We start from the raw sequence: 24,860 nt of genomic DNA on the forward strand, positions 1-24,860 counted from the left end.
CGTCAAGGTGGGGTTTGTCTCTTTCTGGGCCATGATTCATTTCGGGGAGAATGTTGGAGGATTAGCATGATCAAACGGGTTCGGTCCTGGTGGAGCGGGGGACATAAAGAGCAGACACCGACCATTTCAAACGATAATATTCCGCAGCATGTTGCCATAATCATGGATGGGAACGGCAGATGGGCTAAGAGGATCGGCATGCCGCGCACAGTAGGACACCAGAACGGTATGAAAGCTGTAAAGCGTGCGACAATCGCCGCAAGTGATCTCGGTATCCGGTATTTGACGATGTATGCCTTCTCAACTGAGAACTGGACGCGGCCCAAAGAAGAAGTCGATTTTCTGATGCGGCTTCCACAGGAATTTCTGGCGATTGAGCTGGATGAACTGATCGAAAATAATGTTCAAGTACGTATGATGGGGCATGAGGAGTATTTGCCCTCGTATGCACGGGAACCATTATTGGAGGCGATCCGGCGGACCGAGCATAATACAGGACTTGTGCTTAATTTTGCCCTGAATTATGGGAGTCGTATGGAAATAACGGAATGCATGAAAACGCTCGGACGTGAGGTTGAAGCGGGCCGTCTGAAGGCTGAGGATATTACGTCAGAATTGATCGATCAATCCTTGCTTACGAATGGAATGCCTGATCCGGATCTGCTGATCCGTACAAGTGGGGAGCTCAGACTGAGCAACTTTATGCTCTGGCAGCTGGCGTACAGTGAGCTTTGGTTCACAGATATCTATTGGCCCGATTTTACCAAGGAGCATTTATACGAAGCAGTGGCTGAGTATCAACGCAGGACACGGAGATACGGCGGCCTGAAGTAATGGAGGTTGAAGCCGTTGAAGCAGCGATTGCTGACAGGCATTATAGCAGGTGCCCTGTTTTTTATGATGGTCTATCTGGGAGGGCTACCCTATCATATCCTGATTCTTGCTATGGCCTTGATTGGCATACATGAATTCATTCGTATGATCAAGGTCCCTTCCTTTAGCATAGAAGCTCTTCTGAGCTATGTAGGAGTTCTGCTATTGGTATTTCCATATGAGCCTCTACAAGTACAACCACCTCTGGAATTGTCCAGTATGCTGTGGATATGGTTGACTTTATTTCTGGTCATTACGGTACTGTCCAAAAATAGGGTGAACATCAATACAGCAGCATTACTGTTTCTGGGTACTGTTTATGTGGGGGTTGGCTTTTCTGCGATTGCGGATTCAAGACATATGGCATATGGATTATTTTGGACTATATTGCTGTTGGCCAGTATATGGTCCAGTGATGCAGGAGCTTATTTTGCAGGAAAGGCGTTCGGTCGTACGAAGCTATGGCCTTCCATCAGTCCGAATAAGACAATTGAAGGCTCTGTGGGAGGGATTATACTTGCTGTCGTCATAGCTGTAGTATTTTCCTGGTTCTCGGGTGGGCTTCTTACAGTGGGACATGCGATTGTCATTGGCTTGGCCTGCTCCCTCGTTGGACAATTAGGAGATTTGATTCAGTCTGCTTACAAACGGGCCTATGATATCAAGGATTCAGGTCGATTACTGCCAGGTCATGGAGGTATTCTGGACCGTTGTGACAGCTGGATTGTAGTATTTCCTTTCATACATATGTTTCTGCTCCCTTTTTGAGAGAGGCAGGAAGGTTTATGAGTTATCGTGAGGAAGGTGCATGATGAAGAGGATTTCATTACTTGGTTCCACCGGCTCTATTGGTACACAGACGTTGGATGTGGTGGCTATGCATCCTGAAGCCTATCAGATTGAAGGTCTGGCAGCTGGTCAGAATGTAGAGTTGCTACTGGAGCAGGCACTGCGCTTTCGGCCGAAAAAAGTATCCGTCGCTACTCAGAAGCTGGCCGAACAAGTGAGACAGCAGCTTCCAGAAGACATAGCAGTTTACTGGGGAGACGAGGGGTTAGTTGAGGTAGCTGCAGGAACCGATGCTGAGCTCGTCGTAACGGCGGTGATGGGAAGCGTGGGCCTGCGCTCTACACTTGCGGCGATCGAGGCAGGCAAGCATATCGGACTAGCTAACAAGGAGACGTTGGTGACGGCTGGACACATCGTTACGCAGCGAGCTCGTCAGAAAGGTGTAGCGCTATTGCCTGTTGATAGTGAGCATTCTGCGATCTTTCAGTGCTTGAATGGTGAGGATCTGAATCGCGTGTCCCACATTACGTTGACGGCCTCGGGGGGATCCTTTCGCCATCTCAGTCGTGCCGAGCTAGAGCGTGTGAGCGTGGAGGATGCGCTCAAGCATCCGAACTGGTCCATGGGAGCGAAGATAACGATTGATTCAGCTACCATGGTGAACAAAGGCCTTGAGGTCATTGAGGCCCATTGGCTGTTCGGAATCGACTATGATCGCATTCATGTGCTGCTTCATCCAGAGAGTATTATCCATTCCTATGTAGAGTTCGTTGATACTAGCATGATTGCTCAGTTAGGGAATCCGGATATGCGGGTCCCGATCCAATATGCACTGACCTATCCTGACCGGATGCCTTCTCCGGCCAAGCCATTGTCGCTTGCTCAGGTAGGGAAGTTGCATTTTAGCGAGATGGATTATGAGCGTTATCCGGCATTACGCTTGGCTTTTGAATGCGGTAAGGCTGGTGGCACGGCGGCCACAGCATTTAATGCAGCCAATGAAGTGGCGGTGGCCCGCTTCTTGAAGGGAGAGATTCCTTTCCTCCGGATCGAAGAGATTATTGAGCGAATCGTCAGCCAGCATCAGCCGGTGAGCCAGCCTGACCTGGAAGCTATTGAATGGGCGGATCAGGAGGCTCGCAAGGCTGCGTCAGTGCTATAGGCCTATAGCCACGCTAGTAAGCCACTGAGCATCTCAGAGATATGAACGAGCTGCGTTAGAACGATTAATACGAGACTGTATAGGCTATGATTCATGGCTGATCTGCAGTCTCGTTTTTTTAAGCTTATAGCGTGATTTTCGTAGAGTAGATTGAGAATTCGTTGAGAGTATGAACCATTTGCCAACCATCAAAAACTCTTGGTATTATAAAAGAATAATGTTATCCTAGAACATGCATATTATAGTATAAGGAGGTGTCGACCAGTTGGAGACTATTAAGATCGTGATCTATATTTTCTTCATGTTTTTTCTAGTTGTTGCGGTACATGAATGGGGTCATTACTACTTTGCAAAGCGTGCTGGCATTTTGGTCCGTGAGTTTGCTATTGGCTTTGGGCCCAAGATGTTTTCATATAAGAAGAATGAAACTCAGTTCACTTTTCGCCTGTTACCGTTCGGAGGCTTCGCTAGAATGGCCGGGGAAGACCCGGATTTGATTCAGATCGAGCCCGGTCAGACCATTAATGTTAGACTGACTGACGGATTGGTTAAGAGAATGTTCACTGACGATCTGGACAAGCAGAAGAATGTCATCCAAGGTGAGGTACAGCATATCGACCTGGAGGATGCACTCACCATTACACTGCTCGCAGACGGTGAAACGATGACCTATTCAGTCCACCCCCAGGCTATCATTGTGAGCAAAGGCCGTGAGATACAGATTGCTCCGAGAGATCGGCAGTACGGCAGTAAGACGGTCGGACAGCGTGCCTTGGCTATTTTTGCTGGACCTTTGATGAATTTTGTGTTGGCCTTTTTTTTATTTGCTATCTACATTCAGGTCAACGGTGTTCAAATTGATAACCCAACCTACATAAAAATAGGAGAAATCACTGCAGGCTCACCAGCCGAGCAGGCTGGATTGCAGAAGGGTGATATCATCAATGAGATCAATGGTACCCCTGTTGGAGCGGACCAGCAAAAAGCCATTGAACTGATCTCTGGTTCACAGGATGTGCCAATGAGCTGGCAGATTAAGCGTGAGGATAAGCCGATGGATATCACTGTAGTTCCGAGAGCGATGCCTGGCCAGGAAGGCGGCAAGGTGGGGATTAGTCTGGAACTGCCGACTCGGAGCGCCGGGATTGGTGAGACATTGAAGCTGTCTGGACAGTACACAGTAGATACATCCATGCTAATCTTCCGCGGATTGCAGCAGCTCGTTCAGAATTTTGCACTTGATGACATTGGTGGCCCCGTCAGAACAATTGAGGTTACAGGTCAGGTAGCAAAGTCTGGGCTCGTGCAGATGATGTATTGGACAGCTATGATCAGCATTAATCTCGGTATCTTCAACCTGCTGCCAATTCCAGCGCTTGATGGTAGCAGACTGATCTTCCTCGGGATTGAAGCCGTTCGTGGCAAGCCTATTGATCCTAGCCGTGAGGGCATGGTGCATTTCGTTGGATTTGCGATGCTGTTCCTGCTTATGCTTGCGGTAACTTATAACGATATATTACGCTTGATCAGCGGTTAATTAATGGTCGTATGCAGGCTAGAATGCTTGTAGACGGTACGGGAGGACGCTTTTCTAATGTCAAAAGATAAACAGTTTGTATCCGAAATAACACCACAGGGAGAAGACTTCTCCCGCTGGTACATTGATGTCATCAAAAAAGCTGAACTAATGGATTATTCCCCAGTTCGTGGCTGTATTGTGTTCCGTCCAGACGGATTCGAGATTTGGGAGCATATCAAGGATGCGATGGACGAGCGTTTTAAGGCAACAGGTCATCGTAATGCTTATTTCCCAATGTTCATTCCAGAGAGCTTCTTCCAGAAAGAAAAGGAGCACGTGGAAGGCTTCAATCCAGAGCTGCCATGGGTAACTGAGGCAGGCGGAGAGAAGCTCGAAGAGCGACTTGCCATTCGTCCTACCTCAGAGACGATGATCGGTCACATGTATTCCAAGTGGATTCAGTCATACCGTGACCTGCCAGTACTCATTAACCAATGGGCAAACGTAGTTCGATGGGAGAAGAGAACACTTCCATTCTTGCGCACGAGCGAATTTTTGTGGCAAGAAGGTCACACTGCTCATGAGAATGAAGAGGAAGCTCGCGAAGAGACCATGAAGATGCTGGAGGTCTATCGCGAAGTGATTGAGGAAGTACTTGCGATCCCTGTTATTACAGGGCAGAAGACTCCTTCTGAGCGGTTTGCTGGTGCTGTGGATACCTTCTCGTTGGAAGCGATGATGAGAGACGGACGCGCAGTACAAGCGGGAACCTCCCACTATCTCGGAACAAAATTTGCGGTAGCGTTCGATATCAAGTATTTGAGCCGGGAAAATAATCTGGAGTATGCGCATACGACTTCCTGGGGAACAAGTACACGTCTCATCGGCTCCATGATTATGGTGCATGGTGATGATCGTGGTCTGGCCCTTCCACCGAAGGTAGCTCCTACGCAGGTCGTGATGATTCCAATCGGCCCACCAAAGACACGGGATGCTGTCCTCGCCCGTACCGATGAGCTGTTCGCAGATTTGAAGAAGGCTGGCATTCGGGTTAAGGTTGACGATCGGTCAGATGTCAGCCCAGGCTGGAAATTTAACGAATATGAAATGCGCGGAGTTCCTGTACGTCTCGAACTTGGACCACGTGACATGGAGAATGGCGTCTGTGTGCTCGTATCCCGCATCAGCGGAGAGAAGAAGGTCATTGAGCAAGCAAGGCTGGTCGAGGAAGTTCAAGCTATGCTGGAGCAAGTGCAGCGTGAGATGTATGAGCGGGCCAAAGGTTTCATGAATGAGCATTTCTATGACGTTGACACATTGGATGAAATGAAAGCCTTAATGGAAGAAAAACGCGGCTTCACATTGGCAGGCTGGTGTGGTTCTGAGACCTGTGAGGACCAAGTGAAGGAAGTTACGGGAGCAACCAGCCGTAATATTCCATTCAAGCCTGCAGTGGTGAAGGAGACATGCCTGTGCTGTGGCAAGCCTGCGGCACATACTGTGGTGTTCGCTAGAGCCTATTAATAGCTCGACGCAGCAATTACTTGGTAGGGATATGTATGTGTTAAGGTGAATGACATTCACCACCACCGTATTCGGCACGGTTGAATAGAGTATATAAGAAGCTTCTGTTGCAGAGCAGTGACGCACAGAAGCTTTTTACATGGGCGTTCATACAAGCGCCGTTATGTATAGGCATCGTATGTATAAGCATCCTTTTCGTATAGCTCCTTCATATAAGCGTAGTATTGTTCAATCAACTAATTCTGATATCCTGATATAATGATGTGAGAGAACAGGAGATTTCAAAGTTCCAGGAGGGGAAAGCATGAGCGGAACTGTCGATAAGAGACATAGGCTGGAATTATTGATGAAGCAGGCTGAGATGCCGGCGGCTGTCGTTGATCCCTATTTTCTGGATGGACGAATTGAGCGGGTAGAGATCAGCAAGGCTAATAAAGAATGGCATATTATTCTGCACAAGGAGACGCTTGTACCTGCCCAGGTATATCGAACCTTCTGTCTGCGGATTCAAGAGAAGCTGCAGCATATCGCCAAGATCACCTTCGGGTTCCAGTATGCAGAGGCTGTGGAGCATGAAGCAATCGTTAAAGAGTATTGGAGATTGTTCCTGGAGTGGGTGCATAGAGAGATTCCTTCTGTGAATGGGTGGCTAACGAGAGCAGGGCAGGAATGGGAAGAGGGGCTGTTGACCTTGAACATGACAGACGCCATGTCACTGGAGCTTGCCCGCAAGAAGCAGATTGATCAGGCGATCATCCGTTTCTACAATCAGTATTTCCATGTTCCGCTTCGTATTAAAATTCAGGCGGGAGAGGCAGATCAGGCAGCCTTGGAAGAATTCCAGCAGAAGAAGCTTGAAGAGGAACGGGAAGTCATCCAAGCCATGATGGAGAGCATTGAGTCGGAAATGCCACCGGCAGATGAGGACGAAGGCGATGTTCGACTTCAGTTTGGCTATGATATCAAGGAGCCAGCTGTTCCAATGCAAGAGATTCAGGATGAGGAGAAGAAGGTGACCCTGCAGGGGACGATCTTCGGTCTGGATCGCAAAGAACTAAGAAACGGCAGTACGCTGTTCACCTTCTACCTGACTGACTTTACTGACTCTTTACAGATGAAAATGTTCGCCAAGACCAAGGAGGACCTTAAGATCCTTAGCCTGCTGGCCAACGGTAAATGGGTCAAGGTACGCGGACGTGTCGAATATGACCGATTCATGCAGGTACCGGAGCTCGCGATGATTCCTTCTGATCTGGTTGAGGTTCAGGCTCCGCCTTCGCGCAAGGACAACGCTCCCGTGAAGCGAGTCGAATTCCATCTCCATACGAAGATGAGCACGATGGATGCGGTAACCTCGATAGATACGTATGTGAAGACTGCAGCCAAATGGGGGCATAAGGCGATTGCCGTGACCGATCATGGTGGTGTGCAGTGTTATCCAGAAGCTGCGAAGGCAGCCAAAAAGAATGATATAAAAATGATATACGGAGTAGAGGCCAATGTCGTCAATGATGCGGTAGAGGTCGTCATGCAGGCCGTACCACTGGAGCTGAAGACGGCTACCTTTGTCGTATTTGATATCGAGACGACGGGATTATCCGTAACCCAGAACAAGATTATTGAGATTGCTGCTGTCAAAATGCAGGAGGGTAAGGAAATTGACCGTTATGCTACCTTCGTCAATCCGCATGAACGAATTCCCTACAATATTCAGCAGTTGACCAATATCAATGATGAGATGGTGAAGGATGCTCCGGATGTCGAGCCTGTTATGAGAGAATTTGTCGAATTCGTGGGGGATGGAGTGCTTGTTGCTCATAATGCCCGCTTTGATATCGGCTTTATCCAGGCTACCCTGAAGCAGATGGGGTTACCGGAGCTGCAAAACCCGGTGCTGGATACTTTGGAGCTGGCACGGATGCTCTTTCCAACGATGAAGAATCACAGGCTGAACACTTTATCAGATAAATATAAAGTAGCACTGGAGAGTCACCACCGGGCCATTGATGATACGCTTGCGCTCGGCGGAGTATTGAATGGACTGCTGAATGATGCGGCGCAATTGAAGGGAATGACCATGCTGGACAGACTGAACGACTATGTCGGCAAGGATCTGTCTACAGCACGCCCGTTCCACTGCTGCATCTATGCGCTCAATCCTGTCGGGAAGAAAAACCTGTACAAGCTGGTCTCCATGTCTCACACAGAATACTTCAAGCGCGTTCCGTGTATCCCCAAGTCCAAGCTGACAGAGATGCGAGAGGGGCTTCTTATCATCTCTGGCTGTGAGAAGGGTGAATTCTTCGAGGCGGTGCTGAACAAGTCGGTGGAAGAGGCTGAGGAGGTAGCGGCCTTCTATGATGTGCTGGAGATTCAACCTCTTACGATGTACATGCACCTGGTGGAGAAGCAGCTGGTGAGTGATCCCGAAGCGCTGAAAATAGCTATTCGCAAAGTCTGTGATATCGGAGATCGACTAGGCAAGCCAGTCATTGCTACGGGCAATGTACATTACCTGGAGACAAGAGATAAGCTGTACCGGGATATTACCATTCATGGGATCACGGGCTTCAGTCCACTTAAAGGAATGCGCAAGCCAGATGCTCATCTGCGGACCACCGAAGAAATGCTGGCAGAGTTTGAGTTTTTGGGGGAAGAGAAGGCGTTCGAAGTCGTTGTTACCAACACAAATGATCTCGCGGATCGCTTTGAATCGCTGAAGCTGTTCCCGGATGAGCTGTTCACTCCAGTTCTGGAGGGAGCAGATGAGGAAATTCGAAATACTTGCTATGAAACAGCCAAGTCCATATATGGAGAGGATCTGCCTGAAGTAGTGGTGGCTCGCTTGGAGAAGGAGCTGGAGCCAATCATTAAATACGGCTTCTCTGCCAACTATCTTATTTCTGAGCGTCTCGTTAAGAAATCGAATCAGGATGGATATCTGGTAGGCTCACGGGGTTCAGTTGGCTCCTCAGTCGTTGCGACCTTCCTCGGTATTTCGGAGGTTAACCCGCTTCCTGCGCATTACATCTGTGTCAATTCGGAATGTAAATACAGTGAGTGGTTCCTCGACGGAAGTATTCCGAGCGGATTCGATCTCCCGGACAAGGATTGCCCGCACTGTGGAGGTAAACTGAAGGGAGAAGGGCAGGATATTCCGTTTGAGACCTTTCTGGGCTTCAAGGGGGACAAGGTTCCCGATATCGACTTGAACTTCTCCGGTGAGTATCAGCCGACGGCTCACAACTATACGAAGGAGCTGTTCGGGGAAAAAAGTGTATTTCGGGCAGGAACGATCGGTACGGTAGCGGAGAAGACTGCCTTCGGCTTCGCCAAGAAATACGAAGAAGAGCATAACCAAAGATGGCGCGGGGCCGAGCTGAACCGTCTTGCTTCTGGCTGTACAGGGGTTAAGCGGAGTACCGGGCAGCATCCGGGCGGGATTGTGGTTGTTCCTGACTATATGGAAGTTGAGGACATTACTCCGGTTCAATTCCCGGCCGATGATACGAATGCAGAATGGAAGACGACACACTTTGATTATCACGCTTTCGATGCGAACCTGCTGAAGCTCGATATTCTGGGCCACGATGATCCGACCATGATGAGAATGCTGCAAGATCTGACGGGTGTTGATCCGACTAGCATTCCGATGAATGATCCAAAGGTCATGAGCATGTTCAACTCCACAGAGGCTCTGGGTGTTTCTTCCGAACAGATTCGAACCCCAGTGGCCACTTACGGGGTACCGGAGATGGGAACAAAGTTCGTAAGGCAGATGCTTGTGGAATCACAGCCGTCATCCTTTGCGGATTTGCTGCAGATTTCGGGATTGTCTCACGGTACGGGCGTATGGCTGGGAAATGCGCAGGATCTGATCAAAAATGGAACCTGTAACATCAAGACAGTAATCGGATGTCGTGACGATATCATGCTGTTCCTGATCTATAAAGCGGGCATGGATGCCAGCCTTGCCTTCAAAATTACCGAAAGTGTTCGTAAGGGTAAGGGGCTGCCGCCAGAGTGGATCGAGGAGATGAAGAAATGCAAGGTGCCACAATGGTACATTGATTCCTGCTTGAAAATCCAATACATGTTCCCTAAGGCGCACGCCGCGGCTTATGTTATCTCTGCCGTACGTACAGCCTTCTTCAAGCTATATCACCCGATCGAATATTATGCGACATATTTCTCTGTTCGTGCCGCAGATTTCGATATTGAGCTTTGCTGTCAGGGCTATGAGGCCATCTATCGTAAAATTGTGGAGATTGAACAGCTAGGCTTCCAGGCGCCGCCGAAGGAGAAAAACATGCTGCCAATACTAGAGATGGCACTCGAAATGACTGCCCGCGGCTTCAGCTTCAAGACGATTGATCTGTACCGTTCCGAGGCGACACGCTTTAAGGTGGATGGCGATGCATTGATTCCTCCATTCGGTGCCTTACAGGGGATTGGTGAGAATGCCGCACGTAACATTGCCGCAGCTCGCGAGCAGGGAGAATTCTTGTCCGTTGAGGACTTCCAGCAGAAATCCAAGGCAAGTAAGACGATTATTGAATTGCTGTCGCAAATGGGCTGCTTCCGTGGACTCCCAGAAAGCAATCAATTGTCACTGTTCTAGCAGTCAATGCGTTGCTGCGGGATACGGATTCAGTCAAGTCCCGGCACTTGTCACTTACATTATGGTATGGTATAATTTTTTTGGTAATTACGGATATAGGCTCGTTGCTAAAAGAGTGGGGAAACCCACTCTTTCATATTTGCTACAGATGAAATTCGCCCGAAATTGATGATTTTCTCATGTCCTATGCCCTGTAACTAACGAAAGCTGCCCGACAAGTAATCTGATCTACTTGGATTGCTTCTCTGGATAACTTCATATATTACGCCATAAAAAGGCAGCCCGTTGGCTGTAAACGCCGACAACATCACTTGAGTTCAGCTTGCTTGGTTTATGTACCATAGCAGGCGAACTGGAAACGATACTCTTGGAGGTTATAATCTTTGAGCACACCAAAGATCAAATCTATCGTGGAAGAAATGGTCCAACCTTATTTACTTGAGCATGGCTTCGAACTGGTCGATGTCGAATATGTCAAGGAAGGAAGTAACTGGTTTTTGCGTGTCTTCGTTGACAAGGATGGCGGTATTGATCTGGACGATTGCAGTATGATCAGTGAATTTCTCAGTCAGAAGCTGGATGAGAATGATCCGGTCTCTGATGCTTATTTCCTGGAGGTATCTTCTCCTGGAGCCGAGCGTCCGCTGAAGAAGGCACAGGACGTAGCCAAGGCCGTTGGGAAAAATGTGTTTGTGACCACCTACGAACCAATAAGCGGTCTCAAGGAATTCGAAGGCAAGCTGGTTTCCTTTGAGAACGATGAGCTGACGGTTCAAATAGGTAACAAAACGTATACATTGCCATATGCCAAGGTAGCGGGAGCGAGACTGGCGATCATATTTTAATGCTTGACACACACACATGAATGACTGTTTAGTCCTGCGGTGAGAGGCGGCCTTGATGTATCAGCAAGCTTTCTCATAGCAGGGCGCCATGATATGAAAGGGGGAGAAACAAGTCCATGAGTATGGATTTTATTGAAGCAATGAATGAATTGGAGAGAGAGAAGGGCATCAGTAAGGATGTTCTGTTCGAGGCGATTGAGGCCGCTTTGATCTCCAGCTACAAGCGTAATTTTAATACGGCTCAGAATGTACGTGTTGATATGAACCGTAATACTGGGGTAATTAAGGTATATGCCCGCAAGTTGATTGTGGAAGAGGTGCTGGACCCGCGTACGGAGATTTCTTTGCCAGCTTCCCGCGAAATCAACCCACATTTCCAACTGGAGGATATTGCGGAGATCGAAGTTACACCGCGTGATTTCGGACGCATCGCAGCACAGACGGCCAAACAGGTTGTCACACAGCGGATTCGTGAAGCTGAGCGTGGTCTGATCTACAATGCCTTCGTAGACAAAGAAGAGGACATCGTTACTGGAACGGTGCAGCGTCAGGATCTGCGTAATATTTATGTGGATCTGGGTAAGGTAGAAGCTGTGCTTCCGCTGGGCGAGCTCATGCCGAACGAGAAGTTCAATCATCTGGATCGAATCAAGGCTTACATTACTAAGGTAGAGAACACCACCAAGGGGCCGCAAATTATGCTGTCTCGCTCGCATCCAGGCCTCCTCAAACGCCTGTTCGAGCTCGAGGTGCCTGAGATCTTTGATGGTGTCGTTGAGATTCGCTCCGTTGCGCGTGAAGCAGGCTTCCGCTCCAAAATTGCTGTGTATTCGAGAAATACAGAAGTCGATCCGGTTGGCTCCTGTGTTGGCCCGAGAGGGACTCGTGTCCAGACCATCGTGAACGAGCTGCGTGGTGAGAAGATTGACATCGTGCGCTTCTCTGATAATGTGGATGAATATGTGGCAAATGCACTCAGCCCATCCAAGGTACTGGAAGTACAGGTGTTTGAAGAAGAGAAGATGGCACGAGTAATCGTACCGGATTATCAGCTCTCCCTTGCGATTGGTATCAAAGGACAAAATGCCCGTCTGGCTGCCAAGCTCACTGGATGGAAGATCGATATTAAGAGTGAGACGCAGGCGGAAGAGGAATTCGGCAGACCGAGAACATCCGATGGAGAAATGCATCAGGATTCCGTATCCGTCGATTAGTGGCAATTAGAGGGGGTGTGGTCATGAAACAGAGAAAAATACCACTGCGCAAGTGCGTGGCTTGTCAGGAAATGATGCCTAAAAAGCAGCTGATCCGCATCGTCAAGACCCCTGAAGATGAGGTGCTGATTGATCTGACCGGAAAAAAATCAGGCCGCGGAGCCTACTTGTGCGGCAAGGCTGCTTGCTTTAAGCTGGCTCAGAAGAATAAAGCGTTGGACCGGGCGCTCAAACATCAAGTACAACCGGAAATTCACGAACAGCTTGCTCGTGATTTCGCTGCCGCCGAGGAAGAATTCCTAGCGGCACAACACAGGGCTGATGATGATGAATAAAGCACTGTCTAATATAGGGCTCGCGATGAGGGCAGGCCAATTGGCAACCGGCGATGAAATCGTGCTAAAGGCTGTCCGCTCTTCCGAAGCCAAGCTGGTCATCCTTGCTAAAGATGCTTCAGAGAATACTCAAAAAAAATTCCGTGATAAATGCGGGTCTTACAACATTCCTCTACTGATAGGATTTGACCGGGAAAGCTTAGGGAATAGTGTCGGCAAGCCTGAACGGGTGGTGCTGGCAGTTCTGGATCAAGGGTTCGCGAAGCTGATCGTAAAACATGCTGGGATCATGTCGGAGGTGGAGTATATTGAGTAAACAGGAAAGCAAAGATAAATTGCGGGTATACGAATATGCCAAATCGTTGAATATGAGCAGCAAAGAAATCATTACCATCCTCAAGAGGCTGGACATTCCCGTTAACAATCACATGAGTGTAATGGAGAACGATTCGGTTAGCAAGGTTGAAAAGTTCTTCAAGGATATTAAATCCAGTGCTGCGAAGCCTGGTGACAGCGGAACTGCCCAGATCAGTTCCCAGAAAACAGAGCAGTCCAAAAATCAACAGGAAAAGCAGGTAAGTATGAATAATAAACCAAACCAAAACTCAAACCAAAACTCAAGTCAAAGAAGTGCTTCCCGCAGTCAAGGCAGTCAGTCAAATGCAAATCGCAGTGGCGCACCGCGCCAAGGTAGTCAAGGTAATACAGGCTCCTCGCCTCGTCCGCAAGGCGGTAACCGTCCTGCAGGTACAGCGACAGCTAATAGCCGTCCACAAGGTGGGCAAGGTGGACAACGTGATGGTGGAGCTCCAGTAAGAACAGCCGAACGCAGTGGTTCGGGCAGTAATTCAAGCGGAGGCGGCAATAATCGTGGCGGCAACCGCAGTAACAACAATAGCGGTGGCGGCCGTCCGGGACAGAACCGTTTTGATGACAACCGTCAGGGCGGCAATCGTAACAATAGCCGTGGTGGCAACAAAGGTGGCAATAACCGAGGCGGTAAGTTTAATAACCGAGGTCGTGGAGGCCAACAGCAAGAGCGTCGCGAGAAGATCGACAACACGCCTAAGAAGATTATTGTGCGTGGAGAGATGACTGTAGGCGAGACTGCTAAGCTGCTCCACAAGGATGCATCCGAGGTAATCAAGAAGCTGATTACCCTTGGTACAATGGCGACAATCAACCAAGAGCTTGACATGGACACTATTTTGCTGCTTGCCGGTGACTTCGGTGTTGAAGTTGAAGTGAAGATTCCAGTTGAAGAAGACCGCTTCGAGACTGTAGAAGAGGTTGACGATGAAGCTAACTTGGTTACACGTCCACCAGTTGTTACCATCATGGGTCACGTTGACCATGGTAAGACGACTTTGCTTGATGCGATTCGTTCCACGAACGTAACGGGCGGAGAAGCTGGCGGTATCACCCAGCATATTGGTGCTTATCAGGTTGAGATTAATAGCAAGAAGATCACTTTCCTGGATACGCCAGGTCACGAAGCTTTCACAGCGATGCGTGCTCGTGGTGCTCAAGTAACAGATATGACGATCATCGTCGTGGCAGCAGATGACGGTGTCATGCCACAGACCGTTGAAGCGATCAATCACGCCAAGGCTGCAGGTCTTCCGATCATTGTGGCTGTCAACAAAATTGACAAGCCGGATGCGAATCCGGATAAAGTCAAGCAAGAGCTGACTGAATATGAATTGGTACCTGAAGAGTGGGGCGGCGATACGATCTTCGTAAACGTGTCTGCCAAGCAGCGCATGGGGCTGGAGGATCTGCTTGAGATGATTCTGCTGGTAGCCGAGGTCAATGAATACAAGGCTAACCCTAATAAGCGTGCTCGTGGTACGATTATTGAAGCCGAGCTGGACAAAGGTCGCGGTTCTGTAGCGCGAATCTTGGTGCAGAACGGTACGCTGAAAGTCGGGGATGCTTTCGTAGCTGGTAACTGCTTCGGTCGTGTGCGTGCGATGGTGAACGACAAGGGTCGCCGTTTGAAGGAAGCTGGCCCATCTACGCCTGTAGAAATTACAGGTCTGACAGAGGTGCCTCTGGCTGGTGATCCATTCATGGTGTTCGAGGATGAGCGTAAAGCTCGTGCGATTGCTGACAGACGTGCTATTACTCATCGTCAGTCCGAGCTGGGCAGCAATACTCGAGTTACCCTGGATGACCTGTTCCAGCACATTAAAGACGGCGAAATGAAGGATCTGAACGTTATTATCAAGGGTGACGTGCAGGGCTCGGTCGAGGCGCTTAAGGGCTCCTTGAACAAGATCGAAGTAGAAGGTGTTCGCGTCAAGATTATTCATAATGGCGTGGGTGCTATCAATGAATCGGATATTATTCTCGCGGCGGCTTCGAATGCGATCGTTATCGGCTTCAACGTCCGTCCGGATAATCAGGCGAAAGCTACAGCTGAGTCTGAGAAGGTAGATATCCGTCTGCATCGCGTTATCTATAATGTAATTGAAGAGATTGAGCAGGCCATGAAGGGAATGCTTGATCCAATCTATAAAGAAAATATTATCGGGCATGCTGAAGTAAGAAGTACATTTAAAGTTACCAAGGTCGGTACGATTGCTGGTTGTATGGTGACCTCCGGTAAAATTACTCGCTCGGCAGAAGCGCGTCTCATCCGTGACGGCATTGTAATTTTCGAAGGCAAGATTGATTCCTTGAAACGCTACAAGGATGATGCCAAGGAAGTTGCACAAGGCTACGAGTGCGGTATTACTCTGGACGGCTACAATGATGTGAAGGAATTGGATGTTATTGAAGCCTTCGTCATGGAGACCGTGGAGCGCTAAGGGCAGAAAGGTAGAACATCCATGGCTAAAATACGTACGGGACGAGTCAGTGAACAAATCAAAAAGGAACTGAGTCTTTTAATCCAGTCGGAACTAAAGGACCCGCGCATCGGCTTTATTACAGTAACCGGTGTAGAGGTAACCAACGATTTGTCACAGGCCAAAGTATATCTAAGTGTGTTGGGCGATGAGGAACAGAAGCAGGGGTCTCTGAAGGGACTTGAGAAGGCAAGCGGATTTCTTCGCTCGGAGGTAGGTAAACGTATCCGCCTTCGTCATGTGCCTGAGCTGATCTTCAAGATCGACGAGTCCATCGCCTACGGCAGCCGCATTGAGAGACTGCTGAGTGATATCGAGAAAGAAGAACAATCTTGAACTGAATGTAAAGGAGACGGCGATGCACACTTATGAACAGGCGCTTCAACTAGGAAAGGAATTTCTGATGGAGCATGATGATTACCTGATCGTGTCGCATGTACAGCCTGACGGAGATGCAGTCAGCTCCACCTTAACGGTGGGCTGGCTTCTCTCATGTCTGGGCAAAAAATTCATAATGCTGAATGAGGGACCGATTCCGCAGCGAATGCGTTTCTTGTGGAACGCCGATCAAATACATGATTTGTCGGCTCAGCCACTTGAACGGAAGTATAGCCGGGTCATTGCTGTCGATTGTGCTGATTACCGACGGGTTGGACTAACCGAGCAGTATTTTGCGGAGGATGCCCTTATTTTGAACATCGATCATCATCCGACCAATAACGGATATGGTGCCGTGAACCTCATCAAGACGGATGCAGCGGCAACGGCTGAGATCCTGTTTGATCTACTGGAGCAGTTCGATCTGGAGCTGGATGTTAACGTTGCTACAGCTATGTATACCGGGCTGTTGACGGATACAGGCGGATTCCGCTACTCCAATACTACGCCGAAGGTTATGGCTATTGCGTCGAAGCTGCTGACTTACGGAGTGGATGGCCCAGGCTTGTCAGAAATGCTTCTGGAGCGGCTGACCCGATCCCAGTTCAGGATTCTAACGAATACACTGCAGACGTTGTCCATGACGGATGATGGTAAAATTGCCTGGGTCTATGTAACGCCGGAAGCGATGGCTGCCTGTGGTGCTATTAATGAAGACCTTGAGGGCATTGTGAACTATGCGCTAAATATCGAGGGTGTGGAAGTCGGCATTCTATTCAAGAAAGTAGAAGAGCAGTCTGTCAAGGTCAGTCTTCGTTCTGCGGGTCATGTCGATGTTGCGGCTCTGGCTCAGAGCTTCGGTGGCGGGGGGCATGTACGTGCCGCTGGCTGTCGTATCGAGGACTCGCTGGAGCAGGCGATGAACCAGATCGTTATGAAGGCGAAGGAGATGCTATGAGCCACTGGGAAGGAATACTACCTGTATACAAGCCAGCGGGCTTCACCTCTCATGACGTCGTTGCTAAGACTCGCAGATTGCTGCGTATGAAGCGTATCGGACACACAGGGACGCTGGACCCACAGGTGACAGGCGTACTGCCCTTGTGCTTGGGCAAAGCTACGCGTGTCGTCGAATATGTACAGGAGCAGCCCAAGGAATATCGAGCCACGCTACGCCTTGGCATCTCGACAGATACGGAAGATCTGACGGGAACCGTTCTGGAGCAGGCAGATGGTAGTCATGTGACTTTGGAGGAAGCCAAGGCGGTTCTGGAGCAGTTCATAGGAACCATTTCTCAGGTGCCGCCGATGTACTCTGCCGTCAAGGTTGATGGTAAGAGATTGTATGAACTGGCTCGTGCGGGAAAGACCGTTGAGCGAAAGAGTCGCCAGGTAACTATACATGAGATCGAAATGACGGAGTGTGCACATCATGACTATTTTACGGATATTACCTTCCGCGTACTATGCTCGAAGGGAACCTATATCCGAACCTTATGTGTAGACATTGGACAAGCGCTTGGATTGCCAGCTACGATGGTAGAGCTGCAGCGTACGATGTCGGCAGGGATTCCTCTCGATCGTTGCTTGACGCTGGAGCAGATTGAGCAGTATGCTGCAGATGGGACCCTGGATAAATATCTGATTCCTGTGGATGAGGCGATATCCTTCTTAGCCTCACATACTGTTGAGGAAGCCAAGGCGACAGCAGCATTACAGGGACAGCGTCTGTCCTTCACTGTAGTTCATCCTCCTGTAAGTACAGATCAACCGATTCGTCTTTATCGGGAGAATGGACAGTTTCTTGGAATCTACAAGCGCGAAGAATCATCGGGCGCTATTGCACCAGTGAAGGTATTTCTTCCAGGCAATGGATAGATGCACGGGCTCCCGTGAAATCGAAGATGAATTGCAGGTGAAATCATATGATAACCGTATCACTGTCGTACCCAATTTTACCGGAGCTACTGCAGACATGGGGACGTCCGCAGGTGATGGCTATTGGCCAATTTGACGGCCTTCATATGGGACATGCCAGTGTGATCCGCAATGCGATTGCATTCGGCCGGAAATATGAATATCCCGTAGCCGTAATGACTTTCTACCCTCATCCGAAGGAAGTGATGAAGAAGGGGGATTACGAAGGCTATCTTACGCCACTTGCTGAGAAGCAGGAGGTACTGGAATCCATGGGAGTGGATATTCTATATATTGTGGAATTCAATCCGGAATTCTCGCAGGTATCTCCATCTGACTTTGTACAGCAATTGTTGCTCCCGCTTCAGGTCAAGCAGGCTGTAGTTGGATTTGATTTCCGCTTCGGATACCGCGGTGAAGGCAATGAAGCCCTGCTACGTGAGTTGGGCGGGCAAGAAATGCAGGTTGAGACGGTACCTCCTTATGAGCTGAATGGAGAGAAGGTCAGTAGCTCGGGTATTCGTCGTGCACTTCAAGACGGAGACTTTGCAAGAGCACGTAGCTGGCTGGGGCGTCCATACCGAGTACGTGGAATCGTAGCGGACGGTGAGAAGCGCGGACGGACGATTGGTTTTCCGACAGCGAATTTGCAGCTAGAGGATAAATTTGTAATGCCGACGAAGGGCGTGTATGCTGTGAAAGCTCATGTACGAGACGCGGTGTACAGCGGGGTTATGAATGTGGGTGTGAAGCCTACCTTCCACGATGGAGTAACTCGACCTTCCTTTGAGGTACACTTGTTTGATTTTGCGGAGGATATTTACGGCGAGCAGGTGAAGGTTGATTTGTACTATTACATAAGACCTGAACGGAAATTTGCTTCTGTGGATGAACTGGTGGCTCAGATTGGCCATGATGCGGACACAGCACGCCAATTGCTCTCCTCAGCTGAATAGATGTAAATTCATGCAAAACAGCATTCCATGATTTACATAGGACATGCTGGTGTGCTATACTGTTTTATGTTGTGTCAAGCAACACTGAACCTTAGCTTGGTTTCTCGCTCTCACCGGCGGTTACGAGGCTAATGGCGATTATAATGAAGGAGGTGAACAGAATGGCATTGACTCAAGAGCGCAAACAACAATTGATTGGTGAGTACAAAACTCATGAATCCGACACTGGTTCTGCAGAGGTACAAATCGCGATCCTTACGGAGAACATTGTTAACTTGCAAAGCCACTTTCGTTCGCACAAGAAAGATCATCACTCCCGTCGTGGATTGCTGAAAATGGTTGGTCAACGTCGTAAGCTTTTGGCTTACCTGAAGAAGACTGACGTTAAACGTTACAGCGCGTTGATCGAAAGACTTGGATTGCGTCGTTAATTTTTAGATAAGCTATCCAAAAAAAACAACCTGGTTGTTCACCGCTTGTCCCTTAGGAGGCGACTGCGGACAGCAGCCAGGTTATTTTTTAAGATAATCGAATTTATAAATGGACAAACTTTTCATTGCAATGCAGTATGTTCATTGAAGATTTCTTAATATAAATGATTTGATTTATGGATACAATCCAATACATTTGAAGTGAGCGGTTTGCATCCATTATGAATACGCGTGAAGCAGGAAATACTTGTTTTATGCCGAAGTAACTATTTTGAAGAATGGAGGGATCCCATGCAACAACAAGTTGAGATGCAGCTTGGCGGAAGAAAGCTGGTCCTGGAGACAGGCCGACTGGCTAAGCAGGCAAATGCAGCAGTAATGGTTCGATATGGTGACACAGCCGTATTGTGTACAGTTACAGCATCCAGTGGGCCTAAGGATTTGGACTTTTTCCCACTCACTGTGAACTATGAAGAGAGACTATATGCTGTTGGTAAAATACCTGGTGGATTCATTAAAAGAGAGGGTCGTCCGAGCGAGAAGGCTATTCTGGCCAGCCGTCTGACAGACCGTCCGATTCGCCCACTGTTCCCAGAAGGCTTCCGGAATGATGTACAGGTATTGAATCTGGTCATGAGTGTGGATCAGGACTGTGAGCCGCAAATTGCTGCTATGATTGGTACTTCTGCTGCCCTCAGTATTTCGGACGTTCCTTTCAACGGACCGATTGGTGGAGTGGCTGTAGGACGTATTGAAGGCCAATTCGTGATTAACCCAACCATTGAACAGCAGACCGTAAGTGATCTGTATGTTGTGGTTGCAGGTACGAAGGACGCTATCATGATGGTAGAGGCAGAAGCCAATGAGATTCCTGAAGAGACGATGCTGGAAGCAATCATGTTCGGACACGACGAGATCAAGAACATTGTAGCTACCATTGAAGAACTGGTGAAGATTGCTGGTAAGGAAAAAATGGAAGTCAAGCTGCATGCGGTAGACGAGTCCGTTAACAAGGAAGTGCGTGAATTTGCTGCTGCACGACTGGTTGAGGCTGTAAGCATTGCTGAGAAGCATGCTCGCCAGGACGCAATTGATGCGATTAATGCAGAGACTGTGGCTCATTTTGAAGAGAAATACATAGACACACCGGAATTCATGAAAGACGTGAATGAAGTGCTCTATGACATTGTGAAGGAAGAGGTACGCCGTCTGATTACCCATGATAAGGTAAGACCAGATGGTCGTAAGCTGGACGAAATTCGTCCAATCGAATCTGACACAGGTCTGCTTCCGCGTACGCATGGCTCCGGTCTGTTCACGCGTGGTCAGACACAAGCGCTTAGCGTATGTACTCTTGGTGCTCTGGGAGATGTACAGATTCTGGACGGGATCTCTCTGGAAGAAACTAAACGCTTCATGCATCATTACAATTTCCCTCCGTTCAGCGTGGGCGAAGCTCGTCCGCTGCGTGCTCCAGGTCGGCGTGAGATCGGGCATGGTGCTCTTGGTGAGCGTGCTCTGTCCAAGGTTATTCCTTCGGAAGAGGAATTCCCGTACACGATTCGTTTGGTATCTGAGGTTATTGAATCCAATGGTTCAACTTCACAGGCTAGCATTTGTGCAAGCACGCTGGCAATGATGGATGCAGGTGTGCCGATCAAGGCGCCAGTGGCTGGTGTAGCTATGGGTCTGATCAAGGATCAGGAGCATGTCTCCATTCTGACGGATATTCAGGGTATGGAGGATCATCTCGGGGATATGGACTTCAAGGTAGCTGGAACTGCGGAAGGAGTAACGGCGATCCAAATGGATATCAAGATCGATGGAATCGACCGTAACATTTTGCAGGATGCACTGACGCAGGCGAAGGAAGGCCGCTTGTTCATTTTGAGCAAGATGATGGAGGCTATCCAGGCTCCAAGAGCGACTTTGTCACAATATGCACCTAAGATTATCACGATGTTCATTAATCCGGACAAGATCCGTGATGTAATCGGCGCAGGTGGCAAGATCATTAACAAGATCATCGAAGAGACTGGCGTCAAGATCGATATCGAACAGGATGGCCGTGTGTTCATCGCTTCCTCCAATCAGGAAATGAATGAAAAAGCACGTTCAATCATTGAAGGTATCGTTCGCGAAGTGGTTGTTGGCGAGATCTATGTAGGAACCGTTAAGCGAATCGAGAAGTTCGGTGCGTTTGTAGAAATCCTGCCTGGTAAGGACGGCCTTGTGCACATTTCACAGCTCTCCACTGAGCGTGTCGGCAAGGTTGAGGACGTAGTAGCGATCGGTGATACTATTACCGTGAAGGTGACCGAGATTGATCAGCAAGGGCGCGTGAATCTATCCCGTAAAGCTGTGCTGACAGCCGAGGATCCTGCTAAGTCCTAGGCAGCATGAGAAGAAGCGTTATCGTTTCACAAAAAGCATATAAAAGTCAAAGAGGCAGAGAGTGATTTCTGGCTCTTTTTTCTTTTGCCATGCTTGCTCATCCTGACGGCATAAACCTTGTCCGCCTTGCATAAATTGGGGACAAAGGCTAGCGGAAGGATGAATGAGAATGAGGTCTAATAAAGCGGCAGTCATTGTCATCAGCGCAGCAGCCGTGCTGCTAGTTGGACAACTCACTGGAGTACGCGATTACCTGCAGGACATGAGAAATAGACATTTGGAGCACAGCAACTCTGTACCCGCCATTGCAGCATCTGTAGCGGAGCAGCCACTATTAGAGCAGATCCAGGCCGAGGCGAAGACACGAAGCAAGCCAGCCGTAGATGCGCGTATGGACCCGATCTGGAAGGCAATCCCGGGCTATAATGGACTTGAGGTTGACGTAGAGGCGACTTACAGACAGGCACTGGCAGCCCCTGGCACGCCAATAAAGTATATTTACAAAGAGGTTGCACCGAAGGTCCAGCTTGAACAGCTCGGACAACACCCAACCTATCGTGGGAATCCGAACAAGCCGATGGTTGCATTCATGATCAATGTAGCGTGGGGCAATGAATTCATTGTGCCTATGCTGGATACGCTGGATGCTGAGGGAGTGAAGGCGACCTTTTTCCTGGATGGTAGCTGGCTGAAGAAGAATCCGGAGCTAGCCAAAACCATTCAGAAGCGAGGACATGAGCTAAGTAATCATGCTTATTCTCACCCAGCCATGAGCAGAGTTAGCCGGGAGCGGGCGAGATTGGAGATTACCAAGACGGAGCAGCTGCTCAAGGATACATTAGGGGTGAAAAATGTCTGGTTCGCACCCCCATCGGGTGATTTTGACCAAGAGACGATAGAGGTTGCTGCGGAAGCCGGGCTAAGGACAGTGCTCTGGACTCTGGATACAGTGGACTGGAAAAAGCCAGAGCCTGGTGCTGTCGTGAATAAAATCACCAAACGAGTAGAGCCAGGGGCTCTTATTCTGATGCATCCAACCTCCTCCTCCTCCCAGGCACTCAAAGGCATGATTCAGGGCATCAGAAGTAAGGGGCTGACGCTTGGAACCGTCAGTGAGACGCTTTCCTCCAGACGTGTACCATCCACACAGGTTGAGTGATGCGTATTTTTCTGTTACGATGAAGGGATTGTACGGGCATTTTTGTTTTTAATTATGCCAGAGTAGGTAAGTCTATGTTAATTAGGAGGACTATGCGTGGAACGAATACAGCTAAGCAATGGGCTAAGGGTAGTTCTGGAGAAGATTCCGAACTATCGCTCCGTTTCATTCGGGATCTGGGTGAAGGCCGGGTCCAGAAATGAGCTGCTGCCGCAAAATGGAGTAACCCATTTCATTGAACATATGCTATTTAAAGGAACAGAACGTTATTCTGCCAAGGATATCGCAGAACGGTTCGATTCCATCGGCGGAAATGTCAATGCGTTTACGTCTAAAGAATACACTTGCTATTATGCCAAGGTACTTGATGAGCATTTGCCGATTGCCGTTGATATGTTATCAGATATGTTCTTCCATTCGAAGCTGGATGAGGAGGAGCTCAGCCGGGAGAAAAACGTTATTCTGGAGGAAATCTCCATGTATGAGGATACTCCTGATGACCTGGTGCATGATCTGGTGGCTACAGCAGCCTACAAGGAGCATCCGCTTGCTTACCCCATTCTTGGTACTGAGGAACGGCTGCATGCAATGGACAGTTCCAGCTTACGAAGCTACATGAAAGAGCACTATACGGTTGAAAATACCGTAATCAGTCTTGCGGGGAATATTAATGATGATGTAGTTGAGCTGTTGGAGCGTCATTTTGGACATTTCAACAACCATGGACAATCTCCTGCACTGCTAGAGCCTGCCTTTAACGGTGATCTTATATTCCATGAGAAGGCTACAGAGCAGAATCATATTTGTATGTCCTTCCAGGGCAACCGTATCGGCGATGATCTGCAATATGCTATGGTGCTGCTCAATAATGCCCTTGGCGGCGGTATGAGCTCCAGGCTGTTTCAGGAGATTCGCGAGAAGCGCGGTCTGGCTTATTCCGTCTATTCCTATCATAGCTCTCACGCAGACAGTGGTCTGCTGACGATCTATGCGGGAACCGCTCCTAAGCAGACGAAGGATGTGCTTGAGCTCACGCATGAACTGCTGCGAGATGTTGCTATCCATGGCTTGACGAATGATGAGCTGAGCAAGGGCAAAGAGCAGCTTAAGGGTAGCTTGATTCTCAGCTCGGAGAGCACAGGCAGTCGAATGAATCGATTGGGCAAAAATGAACTGATGCTAGGCAAGCACTATACATTGGATGAAATGATTCGTAAAATAGAACGAGTAACGATGGATGATGTGCATGCTGTGCTGGACCGTGTGTTCTCACAGCCATTTGCACTGGCGATGGTAGGCGCATCGGATGCCCCTATCTCGGGAATGAGGAGGAATGAACTTGCCGCATTACGTAGAAATTAACAGATTGGCAGGCAATGAGGATATTCAGCTTCCTCGCAAAATGTCTGAGCTCGCTGCTGGCTTTGATCTTCATGCTGCTGTGCATGAGCCGCTGGTGCTGGAGCCGGGACAGCGTTGTCTGGTCCCGACAGGAATTGCGATAGCTATGCCAGGAGGACTCGAGGCACAGATCCGCCCACGCAGCGGACTGGCTCTCAAGCATGGCATTACTTGCCTGAACACACCAGGAACTATTGATGCGGACTATCGGGGAGAAATCAAGGTGCTACTCATTAATCTTGGTCAGGAGCCCTTTTCCATCACTCGTCATGAGCGTATAGCTCAAATGGTGTTTCAGGAGGTGCCTGAGGTGCTGTGGAAGGAAGTGGATCAGCTATCCGAGACCGTACGCGGTGCAGGTGGCTTTGGTCACACAGGGAAATAAAGAAAACATGACAATAGAGCGCATGACACTAGACCACTCCAATTCTGGAGTGGTTTTTTGTGCTGCGTATCACCCTTCACAGGCTAATGCATAGGATAATGCATA

20 protein-coding genes are annotated in these 24,860 nt (G+C 48.9%); all 20 read left to right on the forward strand.

Annotated features, from left to right (window positions below; genetic code table 11):
* Window positions 1–66: 66 nt before the first annotated feature.
* On the forward strand, window positions 67–834 hold the full coding sequence (locus tag MKX74_RS09995; RefSeq protein WP_018883372.1) for an isoprenyl transferase: 768 nt from the start codon (window positions 67–69) through the stop codon (window positions 832–834).
* 15 nt (window positions 835–849) lie between these two features.
* On the forward strand, window positions 850–1,641 hold the full coding sequence (locus MKX74_RS10000) for a phosphatidate cytidylyltransferase (RefSeq protein WP_028589369.1): 792 nt from the start codon (window positions 850–852) through the stop codon (window positions 1,639–1,641).
* Window positions 1,642–1,684: 43 nt separating this feature from the next.
* Window positions 1,685–2,824, forward strand: coding sequence for a 1-deoxy-D-xylulose-5-phosphate reductoisomerase (locus MKX74_RS10005; RefSeq protein ID WP_341180551.1), 1,140 nt, complete (start codon window positions 1,685–1,687; stop codon window positions 2,822–2,824).
* A gap of 265 nt (window positions 2,825–3,089) precedes the next feature.
* Window positions 3,090–4,361 carry an RIP metalloprotease RseP gene (rseP, locus tag MKX74_RS10010; protein WP_018883369.1) on the forward strand — a complete coding sequence of 424 codons (1,272 nt, stop codon included), beginning with the start codon at window positions 3,090–3,092 and terminating at the stop codon, window positions 4,359–4,361.
* Window positions 4,362–4,418: 57 nt separating this feature from the next.
* Complete coding sequence (proS, locus tag MKX74_RS10015) at window positions 4,419–5,867, forward strand: proline--tRNA ligase (RefSeq protein WP_341178247.1); 1,449 nt, start codon at window positions 4,419–4,421, stop codon at window positions 5,865–5,867.
* Between the two features lie 304 nt (window positions 5,868–6,171).
* A complete protein-coding gene (locus MKX74_RS10020) occupies window positions 6,172–10,488 on the forward strand; it encodes a PolC-type DNA polymerase III (protein ID WP_341178248.1) in 4,317 nt (1,438 codons plus the stop codon).
* A 383-nt stretch (window positions 10,489–10,871) separates the two neighbouring features.
* Complete coding sequence (gene rimP, locus MKX74_RS10025; protein WP_025679867.1) at window positions 10,872–11,333, forward strand: ribosome maturation factor RimP; 462 nt, start codon at window positions 10,872–10,874, stop codon at window positions 11,331–11,333.
* 116 nt (window positions 11,334–11,449) lie between these two features.
* Complete coding sequence (nusA, locus tag MKX74_RS10030; protein WP_341178249.1) at window positions 11,450–12,547, forward strand: transcription termination factor NusA; 1,098 nt, start codon at window positions 11,450–11,452, stop codon at window positions 12,545–12,547.
* Between the two features lie 23 nt (window positions 12,548–12,570).
* Window positions 12,571–12,882 carry an RNase P modulator RnpM gene (gene rnpM, locus MKX74_RS10035; protein WP_018883364.1) on the forward strand — a complete coding sequence of 104 codons (312 nt, stop codon included), beginning with the start codon at window positions 12,571–12,573 and terminating at the stop codon, window positions 12,880–12,882.
* Complete coding sequence (locus MKX74_RS10040; protein WP_025679865.1) at window positions 12,875–13,198, forward strand: L7Ae/L30e/S12e/Gadd45 family ribosomal protein; 324 nt, start codon at window positions 12,875–12,877, stop codon at window positions 13,196–13,198. Before rnpM ends, MKX74_RS10040 begins: the two co-directional genes overlap by 8 nt.
* Window positions 13,191–15,695 carry a translation initiation factor IF-2 gene (gene infB, locus MKX74_RS10045; RefSeq protein ID WP_018883362.1) on the forward strand — a complete coding sequence of 835 codons (2,505 nt, stop codon included), beginning with the start codon at window positions 13,191–13,193 and terminating at the stop codon, window positions 15,693–15,695. The genes MKX74_RS10040 and infB overlap by 8 nt, the downstream gene beginning before the upstream one ends.
* Before the next feature lie 21 nt (window positions 15,696–15,716).
* Window positions 15,717–16,070, forward strand: coding sequence for a 30S ribosome-binding factor RbfA (gene rbfA / locus MKX74_RS10050; protein WP_018883361.1), 354 nt, complete (start codon window positions 15,717–15,719; stop codon window positions 16,068–16,070).
* A 22-nt stretch (window positions 16,071–16,092) separates the two neighbouring features.
* Window positions 16,093–17,070 (forward strand): DHH family phosphoesterase, encoded by a 978-nt coding sequence (locus MKX74_RS10055; protein ID WP_341180552.1) that lies wholly within the window; start codon window positions 16,093–16,095, stop codon window positions 17,068–17,070.
* The gene (truB, locus tag MKX74_RS10060; RefSeq protein ID WP_341178250.1) at window positions 17,067–17,990 is read left to right on the forward strand and encodes a tRNA pseudouridine(55) synthase TruB; all 924 of its coding nucleotides are present in this window, start codon (window positions 17,067–17,069) and stop codon (window positions 17,988–17,990) included. The genes MKX74_RS10055 and truB overlap by 4 nt, the downstream gene beginning before the upstream one ends.
* Window positions 17,991–18,037: 47 nt before the next feature.
* The gene (locus MKX74_RS10065) at window positions 18,038–18,985 is read left to right on the forward strand and encodes a bifunctional riboflavin kinase/FAD synthetase (protein ID WP_341178251.1); all 948 of its coding nucleotides are present in this window, start codon (window positions 18,038–18,040) and stop codon (window positions 18,983–18,985) included.
* A 161-nt stretch (window positions 18,986–19,146) separates the two neighbouring features.
* Window positions 19,147–19,416, forward strand: coding sequence for a 30S ribosomal protein S15 (rpsO, locus tag MKX74_RS10070; RefSeq protein WP_025679857.1), 270 nt, complete (start codon window positions 19,147–19,149; stop codon window positions 19,414–19,416).
* 291 nt (window positions 19,417–19,707) lie between these two features.
* Window positions 19,708–21,810 carry a polyribonucleotide nucleotidyltransferase gene (pnp, locus tag MKX74_RS10075; protein WP_341178252.1) on the forward strand — a complete coding sequence of 701 codons (2,103 nt, stop codon included), beginning with the start codon at window positions 19,708–19,710 and terminating at the stop codon, window positions 21,808–21,810.
* 169 nt (window positions 21,811–21,979) lie between these two features.
* Window positions 21,980–22,969, forward strand: coding sequence for a polysaccharide deacetylase family protein (locus MKX74_RS10080; RefSeq protein ID WP_445667262.1), 990 nt, complete (start codon window positions 21,980–21,982; stop codon window positions 22,967–22,969).
* 96 nt (window positions 22,970–23,065) lie between these two features.
* On the forward strand, window positions 23,066–24,331 hold the full coding sequence (locus tag MKX74_RS10085) for a M16 family metallopeptidase (RefSeq protein ID WP_341178254.1): 1,266 nt from the start codon (window positions 23,066–23,068) through the stop codon (window positions 24,329–24,331).
* Window positions 24,303–24,755: a dUTP diphosphatase gene (gene dut, locus MKX74_RS10090; RefSeq protein WP_033411980.1), complete on the forward strand. Its 453-nt coding sequence runs from the start codon at window positions 24,303–24,305 to the stop codon at window positions 24,753–24,755. The genes MKX74_RS10085 and dut overlap by 29 nt, the downstream gene beginning before the upstream one ends.
* Window positions 24,756–24,860 lie beyond the last annotated feature (105 nt).

The sequence above is a fragment of the Paenibacillus sp. FSL K6-1230 genome (genome assembly GCF_038002385.1).
Classification (GTDB): Bacteria; Bacillota; Bacilli; order Paenibacillales; family Paenibacillaceae; genus Paenibacillus; species Paenibacillus massiliensis.

Bases quoted from the DNA above. Each gene is read 5' to 3' on its own strand.
- rbfA (WP_018883361.1), top strand. From the start codon at position 15,717: ATGGCTAAAATACGTACGGGACGAGTCAGTGAACAAATCAAAAAGGAA.
- rnpM (WP_018883364.1), top strand. From the start codon at position 12,571: ATGAAACAGAGAAAAATACCACTGCGCAAGTGCGTGGCTTGTCAGGAA.
- proS (WP_341178247.1), top strand. From the start codon at position 4,419: ATGTCAAAAGATAAACAGTTTGTATCCGAAATAACACCACAGGGAGAA.
- MKX74_RS10055 (WP_341180552.1), top strand. From the start codon at position 16,093: ATGCACACTTATGAACAGGCGCTTCAACTAGGAAAGGAATTTCTGATG.
- MKX74_RS10020 (WP_341178248.1), top strand. From the start codon at position 6,172: ATGAGCGGAACTGTCGATAAGAGACATAGGCTGGAATTATTGATGAAG.
- dut (WP_033411980.1), top strand. From the start codon at position 24,303: ATGAACTTGCCGCATTACGTAGAAATTAACAGATTGGCAGGCAATGAG.
- rpsO (WP_025679857.1), top strand. From the start codon at position 19,147: ATGGCATTGACTCAAGAGCGCAAACAACAATTGATTGGTGAGTACAAA.
- MKX74_RS10040 (WP_025679865.1), top strand. From the start codon at position 12,875: ATGAATAAAGCACTGTCTAATATAGGGCTCGCGATGAGGGCAGGCCAA.
- pnp (WP_341178252.1), top strand. From the start codon at position 19,708: ATGCAACAACAAGTTGAGATGCAGCTTGGCGGAAGAAAGCTGGTCCTG.
- MKX74_RS10080 (WP_445667262.1), top strand. From the start codon at position 21,980: ATGAGGTCTAATAAAGCGGCAGTCATTGTCATCAGCGCAGCAGCCGTG.
- truB (WP_341178250.1), top strand. From the start codon at position 17,067: ATGAGCCACTGGGAAGGAATACTACCTGTATACAAGCCAGCGGGCTTC.
- MKX74_RS10005 (WP_341180551.1), top strand. From the start codon at position 1,685: ATGAAGAGGATTTCATTACTTGGTTCCACCGGCTCTATTGGTACACAG.
- nusA (WP_341178249.1), top strand. From the start codon at position 11,450: ATGAGTATGGATTTTATTGAAGCAATGAATGAATTGGAGAGAGAGAAG.
- MKX74_RS09995 (WP_018883372.1), top strand. From the start codon at position 67: ATGATCAAACGGGTTCGGTCCTGGTGGAGCGGGGGACATAAAGAGCAG.
- MKX74_RS10065 (WP_341178251.1), top strand. From the start codon at position 18,038: ATGATAACCGTATCACTGTCGTACCCAATTTTACCGGAGCTACTGCAG.